Source organism: Aquimarina algiphila (genome assembly GCF_007489275.1).
GTDB classification, from domain to species: Bacteria; Bacteroidota; Bacteroidia; order Flavobacteriales; family Flavobacteriaceae; genus Aquimarina; species Aquimarina algiphila.
The window spans coordinates 1-11,718 of the sequence record NZ_VLNR01000117.1 but is presented as its reverse complement, the minus strand read 5'-3'; the positions used below and the strand labels follow the sequence as shown (position 1 = coordinate 11,718).

Below are 11,718 nucleotides of genomic sequence, written 5' to 3'. Positions count from 1 at the left end.
TGAGGGATTTAAAAATAGAATCTTATCAAAGATCACAGCAATGACCATTATTCAATATATCAATAGGTTTGAATTCAACAGAAATATAAACAACCTAAAAATTAATATTAACTAAATGCACAACGGGTAGCTTAACTATCATATATTTTAAAACTGGTGCCGGTAAGTTATATTGGAAAGATAAAAGACTTATTATTAATGATGATAAATTTGTAATTACAAACCCTAGTCAAGGGTGGGAGTATATAAACGATGAAGCAGATTATATTGATGTTCTTAGTTTTGTCGTATCTGACGATTTTCGGACACAATTTAATTTTTATTCAAGAGCACATCAAAAACAATTATTAGATACACCTTTTGAAAAAATTGAGGAAGATTCCTTTTTTCTTGAAAGCCCACTTAACGCGAAGTATTATTATTCAGGAAAATTATTACAAGAAACTCATCGTTTAAGTAACAGAGTAGGGTATGAATTTCTATCACCACAAGAATTAACTATAGAAATTCTCAAATCATTATATATTGATCAGGTACATGGGTATAAAATAGCAGCTAAGATTGAATCAAAAAAGAATTCTACCAAAACAGAAACACTTAGAAGACTATTAATAGCCCGGGAGTTTATCCATGATAATATAAAAGAACAAATACGTATTGAGGATTTATCTAAGGTATCTTCACTTTCAAAATTTCATTTGTATAGTTCATTTAAGAATGTATTCGGAAAAACCCCTCATCAGTATATAAATAGTTTACGATTAACAAAAGCAAAAGAATTTTTGAGAGATACAAATTTTTCTGTAAGTGAAGTATATTCTATTCTTGGATTCACTGATTTACCATCATTTAGTAAAATGTTTAAAAAGGCTTATGGTATATCTCCATCAAATTATAATAAGTCTAATCAATTTTTACATAAAAAGTGATTTTTTGACAACTACAAGTTTTATAATCTCGATAGTTTTGAATTACTCAAAAAACCAAAACTATTATGAAGAAGATCTGTACAATGCCAATACCTTTGGCTTATAGAGTTGCATGCCAATACTTTACTGAAGGCAAGGAATTCCTTTAAATATCTTTTTTGTTTAGTACTCTTTCATTGGTGATTCCTGAGTTAAAATTTTCATTCATTCATATTAATCAAAAAACAAACATTATGAGAAAGTCAATCTTTTTTTATTCAATGCTGCTATTTACTATTCACTTCGGAATAGCACAAGTTTATAATGGTAATATAGTACTTACCACACAAGCAGAGATAGATGCTTTTAATTATACCGAAATCACAGGGTCTTTAACCATAAGAGAAGTTTCTCCTGGAGCAATTAATAATATTACCAATTTATCTATACTTAAATCAATAGGAAGTATTAGAATTGAAGGTAATTCAGTGTTAAACGATATAGATGGCTTATCCAATTTAACAAGTTTTGGATTTGGATCAGTCAGTATTGTAAATAATGCATCTTTACAAAATATCAATGGTCTTTCTAATGTTCGTTCTGAAGTAGGTTTTATTAGAATTGAGAATAACGAATTATTAGAAAATATTGATGGCCTAGCTGGTTTGTCAAGTTCAGAATTTGATGGAGGTGGATTAATAATTTCTGATAATTCCTCTTTGAGAAATGTAGACGGTTTACTGGGTATAACAACTGTCCTTGATATTTTTACGATTAGTGGAAATCCAGAATTAGAAAATTTAGATGGGTTGTCTAATGCAGCAACTTTTATTTTGGTAGAATTTGGTTTTGTTCTTACAAATAATGTGAATTTACGGGATGCTTGTGGTATTGTACCTTTGCTAAAATCTTATTTAGATGTAGGAGATATGTTTATATTTTCTATAGAGAATAATGGCCCCAATGCTAGTACTACAGAAACTATTCTAAATTTTGATTGTTGTATAAAATTTGAAGGCGACCTTGTGCTAAGCTCTCAGGAAGAAATCGATAATTTTAATTATTGTGAGATTACAGGTAGCCTAATCATCAAAGAATCAGTAACAAATAACATTACTGATCTTAGTAATTTGTCTAAGTTAGAAATACTGGGATTAGACCTGAAAATAGATAGTAACGCTGCTTTAACAACAATCAATGGATTTGAAAATTTAACTTCGATTAGAATTATTGATATTAGAGATAACCCATCACTTGTTAGTGTTCAAGGATTTACTAAACTCACCAAGTTAGATAGTTTTGTGGCCTTTAGAAATGATTCATTAGAAAATATAGAAGGGTTATCAAAGATCAAAACACTCAGAGATTTCAAGATAGTAGTTAGTAACGTGTCAAATTTACCAGATTTAAGTAATTTACAATCCATACGAGGAGACTTAAACCTGGATGGAACAAAAATTAACGATTTAAGTGCTTTACAAAGTTTACAAAATATTGGGAATATCTTTTTGTTCCGTAATTCATTATTAGATAATATAGATGGGCTTTCTGGAGCTGCAATTAATAGTATTGTAATACGAATTACACAAAATCAGGCATTACGTAATGTAGATGGCCTTACTGATTTCTCTTCGATACGTGCAGATGTAATTATAGCGCATAATGCCGAACTAGACAATCTAGATGGACTTTCTAATTTAAGATCTGTAGGAGGGAGACTTATTATTGTTAATAACCCTATTTTAAGAGATGCTTGTGGCATTGTTTCACTACTCAATATTCCTGGTTCAGTTACTGGTGAAATTAGAATTGCAGATAACGGAAGTAATACAAGTAGTGTGGATGTAATTATTGAGAATTGTACAAATAAAGTTCAAACTACAAATACTATTCAGTCATCAAAACTATACATATACCCTATCCCATCCAATAGAAATCAGGTCTATATAAAGAATGGAAAAGAAAATACAGAATATCAGATTGTATCATTTTTAGGAGAGGTAGTAGCAGAAGGTACTATTAATAGCAATAATCAACAGGTCATTTTTTCCAGATCGTTACAAGAAGGAGTATATTTTGTTAGAATAACAGACGGACAAAAAGTTGAGAACAGGACTTTAGTAGTAAACTAACGTTGTTTAAATTTTTAGGTTCGATAAAATCCCAGTCTTGTATGGACTGGGATTTTTGGTTAAGACTTTTATTTTTTGGGTTATGAAGCGTTATTTATGTCAAATTTTTTAAAATTCAATAAAATGAGCTACTCTTTTTTTAGTATTTACATTTGTTTCACATTTATATGTGTTAATTTTGATAATACTGCAAAATACATTGTAGAACAAGATAGAATTCACAATATAATACATAGAAACTGATGAAACCTGATCTTTTTGAAGCTCCTGATTACTATAATTTAGATGAACTACTTTCTGATGAACATAAATTGGTTCGTGATGCTGCTCGTAGTTGGGTAAAACGTGAAGTGTCACCTATTATTGAGGACTATGCGCAACGAGCCGAATTTCCAAAACAGATTATCAATGGACTTGCAGAGATAGGAGCATTTGGACCATATATACCAGAAGAATATGGGGGAGCTGGTTTGGATCAGATCAGTTATGGTTTGATTATGCAAGAGATAGAGCGAGGAGATTCTGGGGTACGATCTACATCTTCTGTACAATCCTCTTTGGTGATGTATCCCATCTGGAAATATGGTTCTGAAGAGCAGCGAAAAAAATATTTACCCAAACTAGCGTCAGGAGAATTTATGGGCTGCTTTGGACTCACTGAACCTGATCATGGCTCTAATCCAAGTGGTATGACCACTAATTTTAAAGATAAAGGAGATCATTATTTACTTAATGGTGCTAAGCTATGGATATCTAACGCGCCTTTTGCAGATGTCGCTGTGGTTTGGGCAAAAAATGAAGAAGGGAGGATTCACGGACTTGTTGTAGAACGAGGAATGGAAGGGTTCTCAACACCAGAAACTCATAATAAATGGTCACTTCGTGCTTCTGCAACTGGAGAATTAATCTTTGATAATGTAAAGGTGCCAAAAGAAAATTTACTGCCTGGAAAAAGCGGATTAGGTGCACCGTTAGGCTGTTTGGATTCTGCACGCTATGGTATTGCCTGGGGTGCTATTGGTGCAGCTATGGATTGCTATGATACTGCTTTGCGATATGCTAAGGAACGTATTCAGTTTGATAAGCCTATTGGAGGGACACAATTACAACAAAAGAAACTGGCAGAGATGATCACAGAAATCACCAAAGCACAACTTTTGGCTTGGCGATTAGGGGTTTTGCGAAATGAAGGAAAAGCGACGTCAGCTCAGATTTCTATGGCAAAACGTAATAATGTAGATATGGCGATCAATATTGCCAGAGAAGCCAGACAAATCCTTGGCGGAATGGGAATTACAGGCGAATATAGTATCATGCGTCATATGATGAATCTGGAAAGTGTCATCACTTATGAAGGAACACACGATATTCACTTGTTAATTACAGGGTTGGATATTACCGGTATTTCAGCATTTAAATAAAAGTATTCATCCCACGAATGGATTTAATTCGTGGGAATATGTTTCTTCTGTAAAAAAGCCAAACTTAAAACCAACTTCTTCGGCATATACAAAACTTTGAATAGAGATGTCATACTCTATGGGTGCATTTAGTTTTTTCATCATATTGATGGTACGGTAGAGTTTGGTTCTGGAGATTCTTAATCTTGCTGCCAATTCTACAGGGTTTCCCGTGGCCTGTAAACGAATTAACTGATCAATTCGCTCCATAAGTTCAATGTGCTTGATAATAACGTTCATAATTACTTCTTTGTTAGTGACTGAATGATTTTGAATAAGCAATATGTATTTGCGGGGTTATATAAGTGTATGTTATGGTTTTAGACTTTGTTACCCGATATCATGTTAAAATTTTTCTTAGTGAAACTCGATTTTGAGAAATTACATAGCAATACATTCAAAATAGATAGTTGAACTAATCCTGCTTTTTCAGTTGAATATCTGGTCAGGGGTATTTATTAGCTGAAAAAAAGCACGTGTTCATGGTTCACTCTAAAATGAAATATTTGGATATAGAGGTATATACTTTTGTGTTATATCTAATTGAATAATGAAGAAACTACTATTCTTACAGTCCGAAGTAAAAAATCCATTTGCGTTATATGAAATTATGCTGAAGGAAGGTGCAATCCATTGGGATAAAGAAAATAAAACCTGGGTTTCATATTCTTATGATGCATGCACTACTATTTTAAATAGTGCTGATGTACTTATTCCGCAAATTGATGAGAAGAATGTACACCAATTAAATGAATTCGCATTACATATAAAAAATGGTTTAGTTCGATTAAGCAATGGTATGCAGCACGAAATAACCAGAGAAATTACAATGTATTTATTTGATGGGATGAAAAAAATAAGCATTGATCTGACTTTGCAATCTATATTATCAACTACAGCAAAAAATAACAAAGTAGACTGGGTTGATACAATTTGTAAGCAGCTTCCTGCTTTAGTGATTTTGCAAAGTTTTGATTTTGGAGACGAAGAATGTGATCTTATTTTAGGAGAAATAGAGCTACTCAAAATGATAATGTTGCCTCATAAAAATAAAGAACAAGTAGCTAGAATTAATAGCAGTGCTGAGCGAATTTTTAAGATCATAGAAAACCACATATTAGAAGTACAGTCTGGTTTGGTTAGTAGGTTAGTCATGAAGTATAAATTAGAATATAATGACGCTGTTTTTTTGTGCATAAGTAACCTGATAGGTCTTCTTATTCAGAGTTATGATGGATGCAGAGGGATCCTAAGTAATGCAATATTGAGGATACTAAAATCCAAAGAGTTTAGTGAACAAAAATGTATTCATCAAGAATGGGTAGAAAAAATGGTGATAGAGACCTTAAGATTTGATCCCCCGTTTCATCATACAAAAAGAATAGTTGGCAAAGATATGGTAGTTAATAACATTACTATTAAAAAAGGAGCGTCTATAGTTGTAATGCTTGCAGCCGCTAATCGGGATAAAAAGAAATTTAATAACCCTAACAATTTTAGTATCAAGAGGCATAATACTAATGAATCCTTAACCTTTGGTATGGGGAGTCATATGTGTTTAGCAAAACACTTTTCTATACACCTGGCAACAGAAACGATATACCATTTTCTTAAAATGTATAAAACAATCACACTACTCGAAAATGATGTGCAGTATGAGCCTGTAATGCATGCAAGACTTCCTAAGCAAATAACACTATCTTTTTAATACCAATTCAAAATGCAAATGAGATATGATAACCAAAAAAATAAAATATGATCGCAGTAATTTTTGAACTCGTTCCTAATACAGGATGTAAAGAAGAATATCTTCAGATTGCCAAGGAACTAAAACCAAAACTAGAAACTATGGATGGTTTTATCTCTATAGAGAGGTTTCAAAGCCTTTCAGAAAATGAAAAACTATTGTCGCTATCATTTTGGAGAGATGAAAAAAGTATACTTCAATGGCGTACTATAGAATCTCATCGCAGAGCACAATCCAAAGGAAGAACTCATATCTTTAAAGAATATCGTTTACGTATTGCCGATGTGAGCAGAGATTATGGGATGTTTGATAGAGATGAAGCTCCCAATGATAGTAAAGGTTTTCATGATCATTAGCAAAGGAGTATATCTACTTCTTTAGCTCTTTTAACAACTTTATAGCTTTAGCTTTATATACACCATTGTAAGCTATAATTTCTTCCAGAATCGGAATGGTTTTTTTAGGCTTATTCAATTTTAAATAAGAAAGAGACAGATACCATTGTCCAATCTCATAATACCGATCTGTTTCACTAATAGCTGTAAATTGGTTAATTGCTTTTTTTTCCTGTCCAAGATTTAAATAACTATTACCCAAATATAATTGCAATCGTTTTTGGGTTTCCAGGTTAGGATAGTTTTCCAGTGCTATAACAACACTATCATAGACACCATTAGTGTACTGTTTTATAACTTTTTGAATCTCATTAGTTGTATTTCCCCGAGTGTTGTCTTCTGCAGGAAAAGCTTGATAATATGAACCATATAGGTTTTGTGTTTTGTTCTGGCTTTTAGAGATGTACCAATACAATGTTCCTGCTCCAAATACAATCACAATAGATGCAGCGACTTTCCAATATAAAGAAAAAGAAGAGGTAGTAACTATTTTTTCTTCTTCTTCTTCTTTGATTGTAGTACTAATACGTGCAAGTTTTTCTTTAAAATCCAAGGTGTCCTGATCTCCAAGAACATTGTGCATCATTCTGTGTTTTTCGACTTCTTCTTGTAATTCCTGGTTAGTTGCTAATGCTTTCTCAAAGGCGATTAGCTCTTCCTGGGGTAAAGTGTTTGTAAGATACCCTTCTATTTTCTCAAATATTTCCGGAGTTCTCTCCATAACGTTATTTTTTTTCAGGAGTTAAATATAGCTCCTGGTATATAGGATCTTTTTCGATCATTTGGATCAAAGATCGTTTACAGTCAAATTTTTTCTTTCTGGTATATCCTTCAGAATACCCTGTAATAGTTGCAATATCTTTCATGCTTTTTCCTTGAAAAAGCAATTGCAGTATTTCACGACAACTATCACTTAACTTTAAGAAATGCTTGCGATACACATGTTCTTGTTCTTTTTGTGCGATATATTCTATAACAGCAGGAGGTATACTCTCTGCATCATCAGGTATTTCTTCTGTGATCACCATTTTTTTATTTTTTCGTAATCGGTTTCTCCATATATTTTTACAAACTCCATAAAAATAAGTTCGCAATGAAGAATGCAATTCCAGAGAGTCTGCTTTTAATTTTTGGTATATCAAAACCAATGCATCTTGAAACACATCTTCTACGTCGGCTTCATTACCAGAGTTTTGAAGGATATATTGCCTAACATATTGTAGGTTTTGTTTATAAAATGTGGTTATGATGACTTCATCTCCCGCAACGATACCTTCCAAAATTTTGCGCTCTTCGGTACTACTCATAAGTTCATGTGCTAATACAACAAATTGTTACCCTTTTAGACGAAATAAAATTAAACGTAAAAGTAACAATTTTAGTTTCTTTGCTATTAATAAGAAAGAACATAATTGTAATATCATATCAAGTGCTACGACTTTTGAAGCCAGAAGTACGAAGTAATGGACTGTCATTTCTGTGCAGACAGGAATCTATAGGAGCAACATAGATTGAGAATGGATCCCAGCCTATGCTGGGGTGACAACGTATGAAGGAATAACATATTGAAACAGCAAAAGTAATGGACTGTCATCCCTGTGTAGACAGGAATCTATAATCAAAATCTAATGTTAAAACCAAAGCATCAATATGCAGTATATATTTTAACCAATAAAAAGAATGGAACACTTTATATTGGTATGACTAATAACCTTGAAAGAAGAATTTTTGAACATAAACAGAAATGCATTGATGGATTTAGTAAAAAATATAACCTTGATATACTAGTATATTTTGAGTTGTATCAATTTGTTGAAGACGCTATACGAAGAGAGAAAAGAATGAAGGCTTGGAAACGACAATGGAAAATTAACTTAATTGAAGAAGATAATAAAGATTGGAATGATCTTGCTTCTGATTGGTATTATTAAGAATTGTCATTCCTGTGTAAACAGGAATCTATAGGAGTAACAAAAAATTGAGAATGGATCCCAGCCTATGCTGGGATGACAACGTAAGGAGTAATAGTACATTAAATATCAAAAGTAATGAACTGTCATTCCTGTGTAGACAGGAATGTATAAGAGTAACAAAAATTAAGAATGGATCCCGGCATGGGCTGGGATGATAACATAAGAAGGAATAGTGCATTAAAATATCAAAAGTAATGGACTGTCATTCCTGTGTGGACAGGAATCTATAATCAAAATCTAATGTTAAAACCAAAGCATCAATATGCAGTATATATTTTAACCAATAAAAAGAATGGAACACTTTCTATTGGTATGACTAATAACCTTGAAAGAAGAATTTTTGAACATAAACAGAAATGCATTGATGGATTTACTAAAAAATATAACCTTGATATACTAGTATATTTTGAGTTGTATCAATTTGTTGAAGACGCTATACGAAGAGAGAAAAGAATGAAGGCTTGGAAACGACAATGGAAAATTAACTTAATTGAAGAAGATAATAAAGATTGGAATGATCTTGCTTCTGATTGGTATGATTAAGAATTGTCATTCCTGTGTAGACAGGAATCTATAGGAGTAACAAAAAATTGAGAATGGATCCCAGCCTATGCTGGGATGACAACGTAAGGAGTAATAGTACATTAAATATCAAAAGTAATGGACTGTCATTCCTGTGTAGACAGGAATCTATAAGAGTAACAAAAATTAAAAATGGATCCCAGCATGGGCTGGGATGACAACGTAAGAAAGAATAGTACATTAAAATATCAAAAGTAAGGGACTGTCATTTCTGTGCAGACAGGAATCTATAAGCGTAACAAAAATTGAGAATGAATCCCAGCATAGTCTGGGATGACAAATAATTAATAATAAAAATGATAAATAGGCGATGACCACCAACATAATATCCATATCACAAACAACCTCCATTGTACTATGGACGCTATGTTGTATGCTGTTTTTATCCACGACAGGCCATACCCAAACCACAGTCGATACGATACCCGCATCTCAATATTTTGCAAAAGCAGATACCTTATTAACCTATAGAAAACTAGACAGCGCAATAGTTTATTTTAAAAAAGCACTACCCATCTATAGAAAAGCCAAGAGCTGGGAGCGCGTAGCTCGATCTTATAATAAAATTTCTGAGAGTCTAAGGCGAGATAAAAAGTATGAAGAATCATTGACTAATGCAAAACAAGCCTTAAAGATAAGTGATCAATACTTACCAAAAAATAATCGAGAGAAGGCATATGGATTTGATAATATTGGGGACTATTATTGTTGGGAGAATCTAGAGTATGATAAAGCTTTTGATTATTATCGAAATGCTTTAAACGTAAAACGAGAAATTTTGCCAGATGATCACTGGGAAATTGCAAAATCATATAATAATATGGGAATGATATTTCATTTTCATAGGGCGTATGATAAAGCATTGGAATATTATAAAAAATCCCTGTTAATAAGGAAAAAGACTTTAGGTTCTAATCATATAGAAACTGGTTTGTCTTATTTTAATCTAGGTCTTACATATGATAGAAAAGAAGAATATGATAAAGCATTAATATATATGAAAACAGCTTTGTCTATTGGAACAAATGTTTTAAATGAAAATCATATAGAAGTTGCTAGGTATAATGCGGGGATTGGAAGGTTATATCAAAAAAGAGGTGAGGATAATAAAGCGCTACCTTACTTGAAAAAAAATTTATCAATTTTAAGTCATGTTTATGGAAGAAAAGAATATAAATTAATAAATGCCCTTAATATGGTTGGTATCTCTTATAGAAATATAGGAGAATATAATAAAGCGATGAATCAATATAATATAGCAATTAAGATTGAAAAAAAAGAGTCTAAGTATGACAGAAGCCCTTCGATATATTATATATATAATAATATAGGAATAATTTTCAAAGATAAAGGGGAATATGACAAGGCGTTAAGTTATTATGAAAAAGCACTTTATGATATTATTAAAATTAAAGGGGAAAATAACCTTTCTACTGCTATCTACTATAATAATATAGGAAATATATATAGGTACAAGAAAGATTATGATCAATCAGTATTTTATATAAAAAAAGCACTAGAGATTAAGATAAAACTTCTTACGGAAAATAATTCTTATGTATCTGATGCATATAATGATTTAGGGGAGGTGTATTATGCGAAGAGAGAATATAATAAAGCTTTATTATATTATAAAAAAGCTCTGAATATTAGGATTGCTATTTTTGGTAAAAATGGTCTTTATGTTACAAGATCTTATACTAATTTAGGAAATTTTCATACAGAAAAGTCAAACTATAAAGTAGCATTAGAAAACTATCAAAAAGCATTAAGAATACGACGAAAAGTATTAGGAAAACATCATCCTAAAGTTGCAGTATCCTATAACGATATCGCAAATGTATATGCAATACAAAAAGAGTATAAAAATAGTTTGTTGTACTATGAAAAAGCAATTATTGCTAATGTAAAGGAGGATCAATATTTAAACCCAAACATACTATTAACTACCTTATCAGGCAAAGCCAAAACCTATATTCACTTGTATCAAGAAAGTAATAATAGTGATGATCTTAATCAAGCTGTTATTACTTATAACAAGGCAGATATCTTAATCAATGATATCAGGCAAACGTTTACGACCTATCAGGACAAAGTAGCCTTTGCCCAAAAAGCAAAAGCGATCTATCAAGGTGCCATACAAACACAATTGTTACGGTACACTACCCAAAAAGAGCAAAGTATTTTGGAGCGTGCATTTTATTATGCCGAGAAAAGTAAAGCCAATACGCTTAAAGAACTCCTTAGTGAAGCTAATGCCAAGATTTTTAAAGGCTTGCCCGATGATGTTGTAGTCTTAGAAAAAGAATTACGAATCGATAAAGCATTTTATCAATCTAAAGTTAGCGAGGAGCGATCTTCTCAAAAAATAGATTCTTTAAAAATCACTACCTGGAGATTCCTATGAAATTGACCCGGGTATTCCTGTTTAAATAGAGCATAGCAAAACAGTTCCCAAAAGCGTGTTTATTTCAGTGTTAAAATTACGATTTTTTTCTTTTTCTTCTCATCGACTCTCCTT

At 32.0% G+C, this 11,718-nt stretch carries 11 protein-coding genes and 1 pseudogene; 9 read left to right on the top strand and 3 right to left on the bottom strand.

What is annotated here, in order from left to right:
• The 4 genes and pseudogenes from FOF46_RS32840 to FOF46_RS29625 form a co-directional block, all read left to right on the top strand.
• Positions 1 to 115, top strand: a pseudogene (locus FOF46_RS32840) (IS982 family transposase); the annotation flags it as partial.
• The gene (locus tag FOF46_RS33155) at positions 105 to 929 is read left to right on the top strand and encodes a helix-turn-helix domain-containing protein (RefSeq protein WP_143919054.1); all 825 of its coding nucleotides are present in this window, start codon (positions 105 to 107) and stop codon (positions 927 to 929) included. The pseudogene FOF46_RS32840 and the gene FOF46_RS33155, both read left to right, overlap by 11 nt.
• A gap of 233 nt (positions 930 to 1,162) precedes the next feature.
• Positions 1,163 to 3,040: a T9SS type A sorting domain-containing protein gene (locus tag FOF46_RS29630; protein WP_143919053.1), complete on the top strand. Its 1,878-nt coding sequence runs from the start codon at positions 1,163 to 1,165 to the stop codon at positions 3,038 to 3,040.
• Between the two features lie 242 nt (positions 3,041 to 3,282).
• Positions 3,283 to 4,461, top strand: coding sequence for an acyl-CoA dehydrogenase family protein (locus tag FOF46_RS29625; RefSeq protein WP_109434207.1), 1,179 nt, complete (start codon positions 3,283 to 3,285; stop codon positions 4,459 to 4,461).
• A 6-nt stretch (positions 4,462 to 4,467) separates the two neighbouring features.
• On the opposite strand, the gene FOF46_RS29620 is transcribed toward FOF46_RS29625, so the two are convergent.
• Positions 4,468 to 4,740, bottom strand: a complete 273-nt coding sequence (locus FOF46_RS29620) for a DNA-binding protein (protein ID WP_143919052.1) — start codon at positions 4,738 to 4,740, stop codon at positions 4,468 to 4,470.
• 310 nt (positions 4,741 to 5,050) lie between these two features.
• Between FOF46_RS29620 and FOF46_RS29615 the strand changes: the two genes are divergently transcribed.
• Entirely contained in the window at positions 5,051 to 6,208 is a 1,158-nt protein-coding gene (locus tag FOF46_RS29615) for a cytochrome P450 (protein WP_143919051.1), read from the top strand.
• A 47-nt stretch (positions 6,209 to 6,255) separates the two neighbouring features.
• A complete protein-coding gene (locus FOF46_RS29610) occupies positions 6,256 to 6,603 on the top strand; it encodes an antibiotic biosynthesis monooxygenase family protein (protein WP_109434204.1) in 348 nt (115 codons plus the stop codon).
• Positions 6,604 to 6,616: 13 nt separating this feature from the next.
• Here the strand turns inward: FOF46_RS29610 and FOF46_RS29605 are convergent, their stop codons facing one another.
• Both FOF46_RS29605 and FOF46_RS29600 read right to left on the bottom strand, forming a co-directional pair.
• Entirely contained in the window at positions 6,617 to 7,363 is a 747-nt protein-coding gene (locus FOF46_RS29605) for a tetratricopeptide repeat protein (RefSeq protein ID WP_143919050.1), read from the bottom strand.
• Positions 7,364 to 7,367: 4 nt separating this feature from the next.
• Entirely contained in the window at positions 7,368 to 7,949 is a 582-nt protein-coding gene (locus FOF46_RS29600; RefSeq protein WP_143919049.1) for an RNA polymerase sigma factor, read from the bottom strand.
• A 321-nt stretch (positions 7,950 to 8,270) separates the two neighbouring features.
• On the opposite strand from FOF46_RS29600, the gene FOF46_RS29595 reads away from it, so the two are divergent.
• The 3 genes from FOF46_RS29595 to FOF46_RS29585 all read left to right on the top strand — a co-directional run bounded on the left by FOF46_RS29595 (position 8,271) and on the right by FOF46_RS29585 (position 11,604).
• Positions 8,271 to 8,573 carry a GIY-YIG nuclease family protein gene (locus tag FOF46_RS29595; RefSeq protein WP_143919048.1) on the top strand — a complete coding sequence of 101 codons (303 nt, stop codon included), beginning with the start codon at positions 8,271 to 8,273 and terminating at the stop codon, positions 8,571 to 8,573.
• 282 nt (positions 8,574 to 8,855) lie between these two features.
• Positions 8,856 to 9,158, top strand: a complete 303-nt coding sequence (locus FOF46_RS29590; RefSeq protein WP_143919047.1) for a GIY-YIG nuclease family protein — start codon at positions 8,856 to 8,858, stop codon at positions 9,156 to 9,158.
• A 349-nt stretch (positions 9,159 to 9,507) separates the two neighbouring features.
• Positions 9,508 to 11,604 (top strand): tetratricopeptide repeat protein, encoded by a 2,097-nt coding sequence (locus FOF46_RS29585; protein ID WP_143919046.1) that lies wholly within the window; start codon positions 9,508 to 9,510, stop codon positions 11,602 to 11,604.
• Positions 11,605 to 11,718 lie beyond the last annotated feature (114 nt).